Source organism: Acinetobacter stercoris, from assembly GCF_900323515.1.
GTDB classification, from domain to species: Bacteria; Pseudomonadota; Gammaproteobacteria; order Pseudomonadales; family Moraxellaceae; genus Acinetobacter; species Acinetobacter stercoris.
In genome coordinates this window covers 1-16,384 of record NZ_OOGT01000078.1, presented here as the reverse complement: position 1 = coordinate 16,384, position 16,384 = coordinate 1, and the positions used below count along the sequence as shown (strand labels likewise).

The 16,384-nt window shown below is 36.0% G+C and carries 17 protein-coding genes; 7 read left to right on the top strand and 10 right to left on the bottom strand.

What is annotated here, in order from left to right:
* Window positions 1-100 precede the first annotated feature (100 nt).
* From KPC_RS09780 to KPC_RS09770, 3 genes are all read right to left on the bottom strand, one after another.
* Window positions 101-385, bottom strand: coding sequence for a GNAT family N-acetyltransferase (locus KPC_RS09780; protein WP_121974192.1), 285 nt, complete (start codon window positions 383-385; stop codon window positions 101-103).
* 50 nt (window positions 386-435) lie between these two features.
* Complete coding sequence (locus tag KPC_RS09775) at window positions 436-720, bottom strand: GNAT family N-acetyltransferase (RefSeq protein ID WP_121974191.1); 285 nt, start codon at window positions 718-720, stop codon at window positions 436-438.
* An 86-nt stretch (window positions 721-806) separates the two neighbouring features.
* Window positions 807-1,736, bottom strand: a complete 930-nt coding sequence (locus KPC_RS09770) for an AEC family transporter (RefSeq protein WP_121974190.1) — start codon at window positions 1,734-1,736, stop codon at window positions 807-809.
* 201 nt (window positions 1,737-1,937) lie between these two features.
* On the opposite strand from KPC_RS09770, the gene KPC_RS09765 reads away from it, so the two are divergent.
* The gene (locus KPC_RS09765) at window positions 1,938-3,140 is read left to right on the top strand and encodes a sugar transporter (RefSeq protein ID WP_121974189.1); all 1,203 of its coding nucleotides are present in this window, start codon (window positions 1,938-1,940) and stop codon (window positions 3,138-3,140) included.
* Between the two features lie 282 nt (window positions 3,141-3,422).
* Window positions 3,423-4,382, top strand: a complete 960-nt coding sequence (locus KPC_RS09760) for a TerC family protein (protein ID WP_121974188.1) — start codon at window positions 3,423-3,425, stop codon at window positions 4,380-4,382.
* A 44-nt stretch (window positions 4,383-4,426) separates the two neighbouring features.
* Here KPC_RS09760 and KPC_RS09755 read toward each other — a convergent pair whose 3' ends face one another.
* Entirely contained in the window at window positions 4,427-4,996 is a 570-nt protein-coding gene (locus tag KPC_RS09755; protein WP_121974187.1) for a nucleotidyltransferase family protein, read from the bottom strand.
* 123 nt (window positions 4,997-5,119) lie between these two features.
* On the opposite strand from KPC_RS09755, the gene guaD reads away from it, so the two are divergent.
* The 3 genes from guaD to KPC_RS09740 all read left to right on the top strand — a co-directional run bounded on the left by guaD (window position 5,120) and on the right by KPC_RS09740 (window position 7,693).
* Window positions 5,120-6,436, top strand: coding sequence for a guanine deaminase (gene guaD, locus KPC_RS09750; RefSeq protein ID WP_121974186.1), 1,317 nt, complete (start codon window positions 5,120-5,122; stop codon window positions 6,434-6,436).
* Between the two features lie 223 nt (window positions 6,437-6,659).
* Window positions 6,660-7,187 (top strand): hypoxanthine phosphoribosyltransferase, encoded by a 528-nt coding sequence (hpt, locus tag KPC_RS09745; RefSeq protein ID WP_121974185.1) that lies wholly within the window; start codon window positions 6,660-6,662, stop codon window positions 7,185-7,187.
* Window positions 7,188-7,438: 251 nt separating this feature from the next.
* Window positions 7,439-7,693 carry a GlsB/YeaQ/YmgE family stress response membrane protein gene (locus KPC_RS09740; RefSeq protein WP_121974184.1) on the top strand — a complete coding sequence of 85 codons (255 nt, stop codon included), beginning with the start codon at window positions 7,439-7,441 and terminating at the stop codon, window positions 7,691-7,693.
* A gap of 83 nt (window positions 7,694-7,776) precedes the next feature.
* Here KPC_RS09740 and KPC_RS09735 read toward each other — a convergent pair whose 3' ends face one another.
* Window positions 7,777-8,478, bottom strand: coding sequence for a DsbC family protein (locus KPC_RS09735; protein WP_121974183.1), 702 nt, complete (start codon window positions 8,476-8,478; stop codon window positions 7,777-7,779).
* An 87-nt stretch (window positions 8,479-8,565) separates the two neighbouring features.
* Window positions 8,566-9,528, bottom strand: coding sequence for a CDF family Co(II)/Ni(II) efflux transporter DmeF (gene dmeF, locus KPC_RS09730; RefSeq protein WP_121974182.1), 963 nt, complete (start codon window positions 9,526-9,528; stop codon window positions 8,566-8,568).
* An 87-nt stretch (window positions 9,529-9,615) separates the two neighbouring features.
* Between dmeF and KPC_RS09725 the strand changes: the two genes are divergently transcribed.
* Both KPC_RS09725 and KPC_RS09720 read left to right on the top strand, forming a co-directional pair.
* Entirely contained in the window at window positions 9,616-9,882 is a 267-nt protein-coding gene (locus KPC_RS09725; RefSeq protein ID WP_121974181.1) for a metal/formaldehyde-sensitive transcriptional repressor, read from the top strand.
* A gap of 402 nt (window positions 9,883-10,284) precedes the next feature.
* Window positions 10,285-11,457 (top strand): MFS transporter, encoded by a 1,173-nt coding sequence (locus KPC_RS09720; RefSeq protein ID WP_121974180.1) that lies wholly within the window; start codon window positions 10,285-10,287, stop codon window positions 11,455-11,457.
* Between the two features lie 61 nt (window positions 11,458-11,518).
* Here KPC_RS09720 and KPC_RS09715 read toward each other — a convergent pair whose 3' ends face one another.
* The 4 genes from KPC_RS09715 to KPC_RS09700 all read right to left on the bottom strand — a co-directional run.
* Window positions 11,519-12,682 (bottom strand): hypothetical protein, encoded by a 1,164-nt coding sequence (locus tag KPC_RS09715; RefSeq protein ID WP_121974179.1) that lies wholly within the window; start codon window positions 12,680-12,682, stop codon window positions 11,519-11,521.
* 13 nt (window positions 12,683-12,695) lie between these two features.
* Window positions 12,696-13,982: a TolC family protein gene (locus tag KPC_RS09710; RefSeq protein ID WP_121974178.1), complete on the bottom strand. Its 1,287-nt coding sequence runs from the start codon at window positions 13,980-13,982 to the stop codon at window positions 12,696-12,698.
* A gap of 36 nt (window positions 13,983-14,018) precedes the next feature.
* The gene (locus KPC_RS09705) at window positions 14,019-15,629 is read right to left on the bottom strand and encodes a GH3 family domain-containing protein (RefSeq protein ID WP_121974177.1); all 1,611 of its coding nucleotides are present in this window, start codon (window positions 15,627-15,629) and stop codon (window positions 14,019-14,021) included.
* Between the two features lie 4 nt (window positions 15,630-15,633).
* Window positions 15,634-16,384, bottom strand: a 751-nt coding sequence (locus KPC_RS09700) for a hypothetical protein (RefSeq protein ID WP_121974176.1), incomplete at its 5' end; no start/stop codon positions are given.

Genomic DNA, 16,384 nt, shown 5'->3' with positions numbered 1-16,384 from the left:
ATATAATATATTTTCATGTATTTTATTCAAAAGCTTAACATCTGGTAAAAGACAAATAAAAAAGCCCAGCTTATTAGCTGGGCTTTCTGATCTATCTTATTCAAGCTATGACATCTGCAAAACTTTTATCTCGTTTAAACATGACATCCACATAGGAACAAATTGGAATAATTTTCACTTGTTTTTCACGTGCAAATGCTACAGCAGCATCTAATAGTTGACGGGCAACACCTTGCCCCCGTAAGGAGTCATCCACCCAAGTATGATTGGCTGCAAATCTATGATCGCCTTCCCAGATGTAATTGAACTCTGCAATACGTTCACCTTGGTCGTCGAGAATAAAAAACTCACCTGTTTGCCCATCATCATGATGCTGTATTTGCATGGATTCATCCTACAAAAAAAGATAAATTTTAATCTACCAAATACAAAGAACTAATTCAAAACATCACGAATAGATGCATCTTTTTCAAATTCTGATTTGGAAAAGGGGCAAAGTGGAATAATTTTCACATTCTTATCACGTGCCAATTCAATGGTCTGATCCAGTAATTTTCGACCAACACCCTGTCCACGCAATTCATCACTCACGATCGTATGATCTATAATAAATTTATCATCACCTGCCCATGTATAAGCCATTTCAGCTAAATGATGACCATCTTCTCCAATAAAAAATTCACCTTTTTTTCCATCATCTACATGTTTTATTTCTAACATTTTCCTATTCTCATTCTAAATCCAAGGGTTAACCATGCCATAAATTATGACAGGAAACTGTTGCGTTTTTTTGTCCGCACTCTTTTTTAATTAAAAAATATTAATAATCCCGTTAAAGTCAGCATAGATAATACAGTAGACCACAAGATACTTTCTGAAATGGTTTTTGCTTCTGTCCGATACAACTCTGCCAACATATATGGCCCTGTTCCCGTCGGTAAGGCACTTAACACAATTGCACTATGAGCCCACATTTTGGGTAAATCAAATACCCAAAGTACAAAAAAAGCAGTAACTACAGGTTGAAGGATCAGTTTAGCAAAAACCAATGGAATAAATGACCGGCTTTGAAAAGCCGGTTTCTTTTCAGCCAAGAACAATCCCAAAGAAATTAAAGCACATGGAGAGGTCGCTAGCGCTAACATATCCAGCAAATGCATAAATGGTTTGGCAATCCCCAAACCTAACCATGCATAACCAAACCCGAGTGTAGGTGCAATGATGATTGGATTTTTAAGCAATGCAATGACTATATTTTTGATAGTCATCCAGAAACTGGCTGCTTTTTGCTGTGAAACTTCGATCAGAATAACGGAAATTGCAAATAAAACCACAACGACGATCAAGGTTGCGATCATGGCTGGTTTTAACCCATTTTCACCAAATAACAAAACACAAAAAGGGATTCCAATATAACCGGTATTGGCATATGAAACACTTAATCCATCAATACTTGCAATTTTTAAATCATGTCGTTGTAATAGCCGCCAGACGAAAATAAAAGCAAAAACGATAATACAGCCCAGAGTATAGGAAATAACAAATTCGGGTTTCCAGATTTCATTGAAATGAGAAGTTGCACATATTTTAAATAGAAGGGCGGGTAAAAATACCCAAACAACGGCTTTGTTGATTTCTGATGCAGCATGTGAACCAAGTTTACCAGACGTTCTACATAAATAACCAAACAGAATGATGGCAAAGACTGGAAGAACGATGGCAATGATGTCACCCATTTTAAGGTACACTCCGATGTAAGTACTGCCTTTTTCAGCATACTTTATTATTTAAAGTCATTTACGGTTGAGATTATTTATAAACCGATCTATCTGAGGACTCAATGACATTTACCAGCTTAGATATAGCTTTGTAAATAAGTCTTAACATTGTCATGCAAGATACTTAAAATTTAGTTTATCTTGATAAAGTGCCTATTCATGTCTGCCATATCTCCTGAAAATACTCCCAATAACACTCAACAATGGATTAGTGTTATTAGTCTGGCTTTTGCTGCTTTTATCTTTAATACCACGGAATTTATTCCAGTTGCATTACTCAGTGATATAGGTAAAAGCTTTGCCATGCCAGTTACTGACGTTGGCATGATGATTACCATCTATGCATGGGTGGTTGCTCCCGCATCATTACCCATGATGTTACTGACTCGAAAGATTGAACGACGTTTTTTATTAATAGCCTTATTCCTGATTTTTATTGCCAGTCATATTTTGTCTTATTTTGCCTGGGATTTTAGTGTATTACTGACCAGCCGTATCGGTATAGCTTTTTCACATGCTGTATTCTGGTCGATTACTGCATCACTCGCTGTTCGCGTAGCTCCAAAGGGCAAAGAGCTACAGGCCCTAGGCTTACTTGCAACAGGTACAGCCCTGGCCATGGTACTTGGCATTCCATTTGGTCGCATGATTGGCGAATCCTATGGCTGGCGTAACACCTTTGCCTTAATCGCAGTCTGTGCAACACTGGTTTGCCTGATTTTGGCGAAAACCCTGCCATTATTACCTAGTGTAAATTCAGGCTCTTTGAGTAGCTTGAATGTACTATTTAAACGCCCAAGTTTAGTGATTGTTTTTGCATTAACCGTCATCGTGATTACTGCGCAATTTACCGCATACAGCTATATCGAACCTTTTGCACTCAATATCGCGCATTTCAGTTCAGAGCAAACGACCAATCTGCTACTCATTTATGGCGCAGCAGGTTTTTTAGGATCTTATTTATTTGGGAAATTCGGTGCGAGATATCCAAAAGTTTCTATTCCCTTGAGTAGCCTTTGTTTAGCAGTTTCTATGTTTTTATTACTCCCACTTGCTCACGGAGTGTTGAGCCTGACTGTTTTAAGTTTATTTTGGGGGATGGGCATTATCTGTTTTAGTCTTGCGCAGCAGGCCAAAACACTAAATTTGGCATCAGATGCGACAGATGTGGCTATGGCCATCTATTCAGGTCTTTATAATGTTGGCATCGGTGGGGGTGCATTGCTCGGTGGTATTGTGACCACACACTGGGGATTGGAAAATATTGGGGTTGTTGGCGGTATACTGGCAACCCTAGGTACTATTTTGGCGATTGTTTTGGTGAATCGAACTGATTTTATGCCACAAAAAATGCAAAAATAAACTTTGCACTTGTTTTTAAAATGTGCAATCCTTTAGCAATATTTAGAAATACTTATATTTCTATAAACAGTTTAAGACAAGGGGAGTAGCCTCCCAGAGCGTAAAAACACAATTTACGTGTCAGATATCGTCAATACACTTTGCAAAAAGTCGGTATCTGAACATTATCAAAGAAAATTTTTGATAATGTTGGCAAGACCTTGATCATGTTGATACAGATGAAATCCATCTGGCAACAGGTCAAGGTTTTTTTGTGGCCAATTGCCGGATGAGGAGATTAAAATGGAATCTATCGGTAATATTTGGCTTTATCTGGCTTTTTTCAGCATCATTTTAATCATGCTGGCAATCGACTTTCTCAGTTTTAAAAAACATGGCTGTCAGGCAGTCCCCATTAAAACTGCTGCATACTGGAGTATCGCATGGGTCAGCGTTGCCATGCTTTTTGCAGGTGGGATGTGGTTTTATCTGCAACAAACAGCAGGTATAAGCATCGCCAATCAAAAAACCCTTGAATACATCACAGGTTATTTACTCGAAAAATCACTTGCTATTGACAATGTTTTTGTCTGGTTAATGATTATGGCAGCTTTTGCAATTCCACCTGCGTATCAACGCCAACTCTTATTATTTGGTGTTCTTGGCGCAATTATCTTAAGAACAGTTTTTATTTTAATCGGCGCATGGTTGGTTCAGGAGTTTGCATGGGTGCTATATATTGCAGGTGCATTCTTGGTTTATACAGGTTTCAAATTTCTGAAAGGGCAGGATGAAGATCCTAATATTGAAGATATGAAACTGCTCAAATGGTTGCGTAAATGGATGCGAATAACCCCTCAACTCGAAGGTAGTAAGTTTTTCATTCGTAAAAATGGTGTACTTTGGGCAACACCATTATTTGTAGCTCTCATCTTGGTAGAGTTTTCAGATGTTATTTTTGCAGTAGATTCGATTCCAGCTATTTTTGCTGTAACGACAGATCCATTTATTGTTTTAAGTGCTAACTTAATGGCAATTCTTGGTCTTCGTGCCATGTTTTTTCTGGTTTCAGGCGCAGCAGCTAAAATGCATTATTTACCTTATGGCTTAGGTATCATCCTCTTGTTCGTTGGTGCAAAAATGTTACTACTTGATATATTCCATATGCCGATCTGGATTTCTTTAAGCTTTATCGCTATCGTCCTCAGCGTTACTGCATGGCTATCTATTCGCCATAGTAAAAAGCAGGTATTAAGGTCTTAATTTCAGTTCGATTAATGTGACTTCTGTCAAATCATGAAGTCACATTAATCAATGAGTTGCAATTTTGGAAACCGTTCAAAGAATCTTTTTGCCTGATATCTTTTCTTAAACGTTTCATGACTGACTAACTGCTTATTCCAGCGTAACTTTAACTCAAATAAATCATCCAGACCAAATGGTGCAATAATCTGTATATCGTGCTGATCATCTAAACGCACAGCAACAGCCGTTGCAGTTTCTGGCCAAAGCGATAAAGCATGCTCTATCGATACTAGTGGATTTATGGTTTGATTATTCTCTGTTTTATACCAAGTATGGACTAAAGCCTGGTTAATCACATCCCAATCATTTTCTGGAAATTTATGTTCTAACTGCTGCATTAGATATTGTGCTTTTTGATTTTCTGGATCCATTTCATCATAAAAAATCACATCAATCTCAGTCCCATAAATATCAATGCCTTGCTCATGTAAATGTGCCCAGACAGCATTGCGAATGACTCCAGCGCACAGATAAGCTTTTTTATCCAAATGTCTTAAATACTCTAATCTTTGCAGAATTTCAGTCTGTTCAGATAAAATTCGTGACAATTGTAATTTATATTGTGATTTCAAACTCTTATTCCCAGATCTTAAAGACAGGATAGCAAGATCAATATAACAAAAAGCCAAACGTGCAGGTGAACATAATTTTTTAAGGTATAATCAACCGAAAAAAGTATAAATTGCAGGTTTTTCATGTCTTCAACAACAACATTTCAAGCCATTCGTGGACGTTTTCTAGATATTCAGAATACAGTATCCCAAGCCTCGGAAATCCCTTCACAAACTCGTTATATAGCGGATGGATTACTCATAACTGAAAATGGGAAAATCACTTGGTTCGGTACTTGGGAGCAAGGTAAAAATCACGTTCCCGTAAATGTTGAACTTGAACATTATCCAGAACAGCTGATCGTTCCTGGTTTTATTGATAGCCATATTCACTTTCCACAGACAGAAATGGTCGGTGCATATGGTGAACAGCTTTTAGAATGGTTGAATACCTATACTTTTCCAACTGAAATCCAATTTAAAGATAAAACTTACGCAGACAAGATTGCTCAATTTTTTGTCGAAGAATTACTTAAAAATGGTACAACCACTGCTCTGGTTTTTTGTACTGTACACCCTGAATCAGTCGATGCTTTATTTGAAGCAGCAGAACATCATAATATGCGTCTGATTGCAGGTAAGGTGCTGATGGATCGTAATGCACCTGAAGCACTGCTAGACACGGCAGAAAGTGCTTATCTCGACTCCAAAGCCCTGATTGAAAAATGGCATGGTCGTGGTCGTGCGCTATATGCCATTACACCCCGTTTTGCACCTACTTCAACACCTGAGCAATTGCAAAAAGCTGGGCAGCTTAAAATGGAATATCCTGATGTTTATGTACATACACATTTAAGTGAAAATAAAAATGAAATTGCGTGGGTAAAAGAATTATTCCCGGAACAAAAAGGTTATCTGGATGTTTATGACCATTATGGATTGACAGGCAACCGTTCAGTGTTTGCACACTGTGTACATTTAGAAGAAAGTGAATGGGATTGCATGCATAAAACTGGTTCAGCTATTGCTTTTTGCCCAACTTCAAACCTGTTTTTAGGTAGTGGTTTATTTCCATTAAAAAAAGCATGGGATAAGCAGGTTAAAGTTGGTTTGGGAACTGATATTGGTGCTGGAACATCATTCTGCCAACTACAAACCTTAAATGAAGCTTATAAAGTCCAACAATTACAGGGCGAAAAACTCTCAGCATTTGAATCACTTTATCATGCAACATTAGGTAGTGCCAAAGCCCTCGATTTAGATGAAAAATTAGGTAATTTCAATGTTGGAAAAGAAGCTGACTTTATAGTATTAAATCTCAAAGCCACAGCATTGCAACAACTTCGCCAGTCTAAAGCAAAAGATATCGAGGATGCTGTATTTGCACTCATGACGATGGGAGATGATCGTAATATCCATGCTACATACATCTATGGTCAAAAAGTCTATGAACAAAAATAATCCGCCAAAATCATCTAAAAAAAAGTTTATGCTTTTTACTGCACTATTTGTCACTTGTGCATTTTTATTGAAGCGTGATAGCCAGGAAAAACAGGACAAATTACATTAATTCTGTCAAAAATGATGCATCTGACAGTGATATGTTTTAAAATTATGGCAAATTCGAGGTGTTGCAGGTCAACGCCTTTTTTATTTTTTTGCATTGATGTTTTAGGTATTTTCCATGACCGTTGAAATGAAAGTGATGATTTCTACTGAAGAAATTCAAGCTAAAGTCAAAGAACTGGGTAAACAAATTGATGCGCATTATGCCAAAAGTGATAAAGAGCTGGTCTTGATTGGCTTACTTCGTGGCTCAGTAATTTTCATGGCTGATTTATGCAGAGCGATCAGTAAAACGCATGAACTCGATTTTATGACAGTTTCTAGCTATGGCAGTGGCACAACATCAACGCGTGATGTAAAAATTTTAAAGGATCTCGACGGCGACATTCATGACAAAGATGTATTGGTCGTTGAAGATATTATCGACTCTGGAAATACTCTAAGTAAAGTATTAGAGATACTGCAAACTCGAAATCCAAACTCAATAGAACTCTGTACATTGATAAGCAAACCCTCACGCCGTGAGATTGATTTGAATGTTAAGTTCTTGGGCTTTGAAGTCGAAGATAAATTTATTGTTGGTTATGGCTTAGACTACGATCAAAAATATCGCCATATTCCTTTTATTGGTGAAATTGGTCTCTAATATCAGCTAAATTAAATACTGTATTGTCCTAATGCCAGTCTGTTTAATAACAGACTGGCATTTCCTTCTAAATAAAATAATATTTTTTNTCATTGGCTTAGAAATATACTTTTCTTCCTCCTGTTCGCACAAAAAAACAACAACTTTTTTCAATCCTGCTCTTTCATGTCTAAATACTTTGATGAATCATAAATATAAGCTGTAGCAAGTTACCCTAAATTGATAAAAGAAAAGAACAAAGGAGAATGATGATGTGGTCATTTATTGTCGCAATTGTTGTTGGTTTTATTGCTGGTCTTATTGCCCGAGCGATTCATCCTGGAGAAGATAAGGCAGGCTTTATCATGACAACACTACTCGGTATTGTGGGTGCATTACTTGCCACATATGTAGGACGCTGGTTAGGATGGTATGGTGAAAATGCTTCGGCTGGTTTTATTGCCTCTGTAATCGGAGCTATTATTGTTTTAATCATCTATAACTTTATTGCCAAACGAACAGGCTAAACAGATTTCCCCCCTTTCATCGCGGAAAGGGGGGAGTGCCGAATTTGATTTATCATTAAAAATATACTTAGATTATTTTCAAATCAAAGCCCTGATTCTTTCCAGATTTGTTCTATTTTCTCACTTGGATAAGCACCCATTGCTTTGTAACCATTTGAGAAAATAATTGCTGGTGTACCATTTAGACCTAAACGACGTCCCAAATCCAGATTACGTTCAATTGGGTTTTCACAATTCGCAGGGGCAGTCGGTTTTACACCATTGACCAATAAACTTTTCCATGCATATTCTTTATTCGGTGAGCACCATACTTGTTTAGATGGGATAATGGATTGCGTTTTTATTGGATAAATAAATGTATAAATAGTGACATCATTTAACTTGGCTAAATTCCCTTCAAGAGCCTTGCAATATTGGCAATTTGGGTCAGAAAAGATTGCAAGCTGACGCTTACCATTCCCCCTGATTGTTCTGATTGCATCTTGTTTAGGAAGTTTTTGAAAATCAATAGAATTTTGTTTTAACACCAAGTCTTTGGTTAGATTATGCTGATCCTTTAATCGGATCATTGAACCAACCAAAATATGCTGGGCTTTCTCATCTATGTATACAATCTGATTATCCAGAGTACCACTATATAGTCCCTGAACCTCTGTAGCTTGTATATTTTCAATTTTTACATTGGGATATTGTTTACTTAGTAAGTATTTAACACTATCCGTGCTTGCACTGATCACCCCAGTGATCGTAAAACCAAGCGTAAAAACCAACACTTTTTTCAACATATTAAGCTCTAAGTCTTCACTAATTTTGACATCATTTTAATCTTAAAAAAATCACAAAAGTGCAAGTACCTTTAAATCATCACAAAATCACCACATAGATCCAGTTTCACGTGGAACAAATGAAAAAGTTGCAGGTCGGTTAATTTCAACTGAAACATGCACAATTTCATCATGAATAGACAAAGCGTAGCGAACCATATCAGCTGTTAAGTTTTTATCAGCAGTTTCCAGTACCAAAATACAGGAAAACTTGCCTTTTCCAACTTTCCAAACGTGTAAATCAGTTATTTTTACATCACTTTTTAATCCCTCAATCACTTCAATAATTTCCTCAACCACAGGATGATCCATTTCCGCATCTAATAAAGTTTTTCCTGTTTGACGCATTAAACCAATAGACCATTTAGCAACTAAAATTGCTCCTAAAATTCCTAAAACTGGATCCAGGAAATCCCATCCTAAATATTTACCTGCAATCAAGGCAGCGATCGCCAAAACAGAAGTTACAGCATCGGCAACGACATGTAAAAAAGCAGCTTTTTGATTTAGATCATGATGATCATGTGCATGATGGTGATGGTGATGGTGATCATGATGATGTTCATCGTTAAGTAACCATGCACAAATAAGATTCACCACTAAACCTATGATTGCAATCGGAATAGCTTCGTTAAAATGAATCGAGACAGGATTAAAAATCCTTTCAACTGACTGAAATAACATCAATGCAGCAACCATAATCAAAATGATCGCACTGCTATATCCTCCCAATATTTCAATCTTCCATGTACCAAAACTGAAACGATCATCATTTGAATATTTTCTGGCTGCTCTATAAGCAATATACGCCAACCCCAAAGCCGCCATATGTGAACTCATATGCCATCCATCAGCTAGTAGTGCCATGGAGTTAAATACCCATCCACCAATAATTTCAAAAATCATCATAATTGCGGTTAACAAAGTCGCAATCAGGATTTTCTTTTGTGCCAGAGGATTTCCTTCATCAAATTGATGGGAATGTTGTCGATCAATGGGTTGAAATTGCATTTTTAATTCTCAAAAATACTCCCCCTTAGTATACAAGTTGAAGAATAAATATACTATAAGGGAGTATATAAAATTTGGAAAAAGCAAATGAGTCACCTACATCAGGATAAAAAGCTCCTCAACCGAATAAAACGCCTACAAGGGCAAATGAATGCCATAGAAGATTCTTTAAAAAATGAAGAAAATTCTTGCATTGATGTTTTACAACAAGTTGCCGCTATTAAAGGGGCTGTAAATGGTTTAATGAATGAACTCATCGAACAACATCTACGTCATCATGTTTTAAAAAATACTGATGTAGTAGATGAAGATGAATTACAGGAGTTATTGAAATTGTTTAAACGTTATACTTGATATGCAGCATATCATTTAAGTCAGGTTGAGCTATTATTTCAGTCAGAAGAACAACTGTTTTTCGGCTGTGTAAAACCTAAATTTAAAATTTTATGGTTTAAATAATGGGAAACACTGTTGCATAAACTATGCAACAAAGATCAATGCATAAATATCTCAACCTTAATTTATACAAAATAAACATATTAAAACAAAAACTTATATAAAAAAGTAAAATTCAAAAACCTGGCAAGACTGATTCATATCTTCTCTGAAGAAATAGCAATGGAAACACAAAATCTCAAGATTTGAATTGACCTAAAATTGATTAAGTTTTAGTCTTGAACTCAATTTCGCTATTTCTCCAAGTACCCGTTTTTATCATGAAAAAGATGGGTACTTCTATTTTTAAAGCACTATTTTATGAATCAGCAATCATGGCGACCATTTATACTGGTCAGCCTAGCACTCTGTATCGGAACCATTGGTACGGCTTTAGCAAGCCCTTTATATCCAATCTATCAGGAAGTCTGGCATTTGCTTCCAAGCCATATCACTTTTATTTTTGTGGCTTACATGTTTGGTTGTCTTACCACCTTGTTATTTTTAGGACGTACCAGTAATACCTTTGGCTATGTGAAAGTTTTACAAGCAGGTTTATTCTTTGTCATTGTAGGTCTTATACTTTCTGCTATAGCCTCAAATGCTTATGTGCTTGGTGTCGGAAGATTTATCATCGGCATTGCTTCTGGATTGATTACAACATCAGCAATGATAGGGCTTATTCATACTACGCCTGATAGTCACAAACACGGTGCTGCACAACTAAGTTCAATTATTATTTCGATTGGTTTTGGCTTGGGTCCTTTTATTGGCGGGATCATTGCTGAGTTCTCTGCACATCCATTAGTTACTCCATATATTCCGATCATTGCAGGAGCAATGATTAGCTTTGGTGCTTTATTTCGCCTCAGATCTCCCGCAATCCAGCCAGAAAAATTGTCTTTAAAACCGCATTTACAATTACCAGAATCACAACATAAAAAGTTTTTTTATATTGCCAGTTTTACAGCTTTTAGTGGCTTTGCTGCATTTAGCTTATTTGCTTCACTTTCACCATCTTTTATTAAAGATGTCGTACCTTGGCATGGTCCTTTAGTTAGCGGGATTTCTATCGCCAGTATTTTGTTAATTTCAGCAATTTCACAATTTATTGCCAAATCAATGCCTATGCATAAGGCATTAAATATTGGCTTACTTATGCTGATTTCTAGCCTCATTTTTTTAGCACTTTGTATGGTTTTACACTGGAGCCCATTATTTTTTATCAGTAATATTTTAGTGGGTATTGGACATGGTTTCGGATTATTAGGCGCATTTGCTTATATTCATAAAGTGACAAAGCTGGAAAATCGTGCTGCAGTAGTTTCTACCTATTTATTCATTGCATATCTAGGAACCATTGTTCCCATTGTTACCGTAGGATATTTAGCAGACCATTTCGGTTTAGACATTGGTGTCATCGGTTTCTGTCTAGGCATAGGAGCATTATGTCTATACTTATTAATCAGCCATCTAAAACTTAAAGATATTTAGCGCCAATCCAGGCAATGAAAACGATCAATAGAAAGTTTTCATTGCCTAAATCAGAGACTCACTAGATGCGTCCAGCTTCAAAAAATGGAATAAGTCTTGAATCCATTTTTTCACGTGGATCGCCTGAAAAACTCAAAAAAGCATGATTGCCAGTCAGGACTTGCCCCTTATAAAACTGGTTTAACTGAAATCGTGGATCACGGTGAGAAACAGTAAAACTGATATTATTAATCCCTCTTTTTAGAGACAATGTATAAGCATCTTTTAACATTTGATGATGTAAAGCTAAAAATTCAGGATGACAAAGTAAAGAATGCAAAACATGATATTTCAGTGACTGCCCCTTTTCGGGTAAAGTTAAACCACCCGCTAATCGGGTCATATAATTATAAAAAGGTCGAGCAAAGCCGATAACCTTTCCATAATCTAAAACCTTGCTTTGCCTGAATGAATGTTGATCCCACAATCCAAACATCCCGACCAACTCTATTCCATCAAAATATAATTGAAAATCCTTCAAGTCCAAACCATTAAAGTATGGGTTGTTATCTAATAATTCTGAAAAATCATATGCAGGAATATAGTTATAATATTCAGACATTTTTTTTATGAAATTATTCATTAATGGAATATGTTCTGGTCTTGCCTCACAATGTCTAATTTGTGAAATATGTTGTGATGAGATGGATTGGGATAGAAAGTTTTGGATTTTCTTTTCTGACTTAAATCCAGTCAGAGTCAGAGTTTCAATATTACCTTCCGAATAGTAGCTTGGCATTCCAAATTTGCCCGTTTGTATCGCTGCCCGGGCAACATGGTTATCATTAAAAATAATGCATTGACTAAAATCCGGGTCAAGCATCGTCTCACGCATACGCTTTGCCAAATATTTTAAGACATTTCCACGATACTCAGGATCTACACGTAAATCACATGAATAACGCATAATCTGTATTTGCCGATTAACATAACAAGGTCTGGAGCCATTACTTAAACAGGCTACTATTTTTTGAGTATGGCTATCCTCCACAACAGAATGATCATTGTATGTATACAAAACATTAGAAGCCTGAAAATAACTAGGTTCTCGTTGAAAACTGAGTAAAATTCCTCTTGTAGTTAAAGGAATAGCAATAATTTTTCGTATACTGAAATCATCGTTTTTAGCTGCTGATCTTGACACAAAACCAGTCTCGATTTCCGCAATATCTTTTTGATTTTTCATAATTATTTTACCACTAAATTAAATTTTTTTTACTTATTTCCTCTGAGTCAAGTTGACCAATGAGCTCTAAAATCTGATAAGTTAAAACGACTTCGTCTTGATTATTAATCACCTGCCTGGTTTGTACATCCAGTAATTTTTGTTCTGCTGTCAAAAGATCAAATGTCGTTTTTGTTCCAAATTCGAGTTCTTTTTTAATATAGTTCAGCGCAATTGTTGCCGATTTAATCGCATAATTTAATGCGCTTTTAGTTTGTCTTATATTTAACAGTTGAGAGTAGCTACGCTGAACGTCCAGACTTAAATTTTTTCGAACCAGTTCAATTTTCTGATCAGCATATTCGATATCTAACTGTGATTTTTTTATATTTGCTCTATTTAAACCACTATCATAAAGCGGTACATTCATTTGTACACCAACAAGAAAATTATCACTTTCTGAATTAATATAAGTTGCTTCATTCTGTCGACCTAAACGACTTGTAAAATTAACAGTTGGGCTCAACTCTTTTTTTACTAAACGGTATCTGTTTTCAAATGCTTTTTTCTCAAATTTAGCTTGTTGCAGAGAAGGATGCTGTAAAATCAGTTGATCTAATTGAACAAAGCTTTCAGGAATTTTGGGAAGAAACTGAATCTCTTTTAACTTTTCTGGAAAAATACCAGTGACTTGGAAAAATTTTGCAGAAGTCACCATTAAATCTGATTTTGCCTGAGTAAGCTCCGCATGTCCTTCTGCGACTTGTGCTTCGACTTGAGCTAAATCAGCTCGGGTAATCATCCCAACCTTGTATTTTCTATTTGCTTCATATTGATTACGCATCAAATTACTTAAAACCTGTTCATTTAGATGAATCAAAGCTTGTTTCTTCAATACATCTGTATAGACCATGACAGTCTGCAAAATCGTTTTTGCTTTTGTACTTAAATATGTATGCTGTTGTGCAACCAATTGTGATTCTGCGGCATCGATACCAATCTTTTGCTTACCTGATGTATAGACTGGATAATCAAACTGTAACTGTATACCTCGTCCATTTCGTGTTCCTTCAGTTGGAAACATGACTTGGTTTGGTGTTTGAATTCGTTCAAAATCATACTGCCCGACTAAATTCACATTCAATCCAAAACGTTTTTTTGCTTGTTCTAATTCAGCTACAGACTGATCTACACTGATTCTATTTAAGCGCAACTGGCTCTCATAACTTAAACTTGCAAGAATTGCTTCATCCAAATCAAGCGCATATGCAGGTTGAATAATTAGGTACCCCAGTATGACCAAAAATATATTTATATTCATATTATTCTCATCAGTTATAACCACTAATTTTTTGAACTAAACAAGTGATCGCAAACTGTTTAAACTTATTTTTTTCAATGGTTCCGGTTTTATATTTCCCTCAATCATTCCATCATGCATAACCAGTGATTTATAAGCTAACCAACCATTTTCTCTACATAAATACATAGCCTGATTTAGTTGTCCCAAATCCCGTGCGAGGTCGTAATGAAAATGTGCTCTCAATAATTGATCAATTTCATCTGCATTAAATTGTTGCGGAGTCTCTCCTTCAAACAAAACGGTATAGAATGGTTTTTCCAATCCTTTCGTGTCTATAGCCAGTAAAGAAATCGCTTTAAAGTTGTCTGCATTTAATTGTTCTAATAATTGTTGTGCCACATCAGGAGAAATCTTTTCACCAACAAGATCAACCCCAAAACGGCGTCCCTGAAATTCAAAACAAGGAATTTCCCCTTTAAACCCTGTGACAAGTAAACTGTCATCTAATGCATAACGTAATAGTCCATTGCCAGAAGTAATAATAGGGCTAACCAAATCACCTAACTCTAATTTCCAAGAGGGGATGATCTTTCCAATATTTTTCCCATTTAAATATTCAAATTCATAAAAATGACTCTGATAAGCCAAAGGATAATGATCATCATAAGGGATTGTAATGACACCTTCTGTTGCCCATAATCCCTTTCCTTCAAAATGAGCAAATGGTAGTTTATCTTTTAAAACCTGTGCCCATTGTTTTGATCCCGCAGTATCCCAACTCGAAATTAATGTAAGATTTGGCCACAACCGTTCAAAATTGACCGTTTCACCGTCTATACAATCCTTCAAGTCATTAGCTCTCTGTTTATTTTTAGGTGCTTTTACCGATTTCAGAGAATCTGCACGTCCTCCCCAATCTCCATTAGATAAAACCTGAATAATCTCATCTTTGAATATTTCCAATTTTTCCAGAAGTTGAAGTGCAAACGTTGGGCTCCAAACTGAGATCATAGTAAGGTTTTTATCCCCAACCAAATAGCACAATGTTGCAAACATGGCATCCTCTGCTTGTGCAGCGAATGAAACATCAGCAGGAACGGCCTGGGTAAATTTTGAAAGAATACGTTTACCTAAACCCAGTAAGGCACTGTCATCGTTTAAATTATCATCTTTTAAAACTTCTCTTTGACTTTCAGGTAACCAAGATACAGACCAATAGTGCGTTCCCTGTAACAGTTCAGGACATTTCCTGTACATACTGGATAACCAGGGAGCAATAGCAGCATCCAGTTCATCCAAAAACATTTGCGTATAAGGAATAAACTTGATCTGTTCACTTGAACCACTGGTCGGTTGATACCTCACCAATTTACTCGTAGAAATGGTATTTTTATTTGTCTTATTTTTTAAAATATCATCTTTCCAATCAGCATAACGGGTAATGCTTAACTTATCTATAAACAGTTGATAATTTTTAATATTTCTATCCAGTGCAAACCTTGAACTACTCAAAATTTTTTCCAGAATGGCAAGTTGTGTTCCTTTCAGATCATTCATTTTTGCCTTAAATTTTTTGTCTTGCTGATCACATCGATATTTTAAAATATGGTGTGAAATATGAGTAAACCGATTTGAAATTTTAGCTATATCGCGATGATCAAACATACTGTTACTCCTCACTCAATGAACGAACCTTTTTTAGAGATTCGAAGCGTTGTGCATGTAAGACCTTATTAATGAAACGAAATGGATAACGGATCAAATCAGACCAAGCAATACGACCTATACAGGGCAATTCTGTACCAAGTTGCCATGTCGGATTTTTTTCTTCAAAAAATGCAATATTGGGATTTATAAGTCGCATTTCTTCAGTAATTGGCGCTACATCAGTTTTTAGCGGTTGATAATCTGTTCCAAAATTTAATAATCCTGTTTGTTCATCAAAATATTCTGTGAAAAATTCTTTGCAATATTTCTCAACAATAGGCACTAATTCTTGATACTTGCCATCAACATGTGGGTAATATACATAATAGTTATTTGCCAAAAGCAGATAGGTTTTATAACCTTTTGATATCAATAACCAATAAAACTCATCACGCATATACCTGATTCGTAATTTGATCACGAGCTTAAGCATTGTTCTATGTAATACTTTTGCTCCCCAAAACTCTTTTTGTATCACGGTATCACCACTAAATAGCACCGTATATTTCTTATGCTGATATTCGAAATGTTGAATATCAACTGTGGAAAAACCCACAATTTCATGCGTTTCAGGATGGAAAATAACAATTGCCCCTTGCTTTTTTGCAAAATCATGTTCGAAAATAGAAAATTGTGTATTCTGATAATATTCCTTATAAATTGAATACATATCAATTATTTGCCGTAAAGTGATCTGTTCCTTTTTTATATAT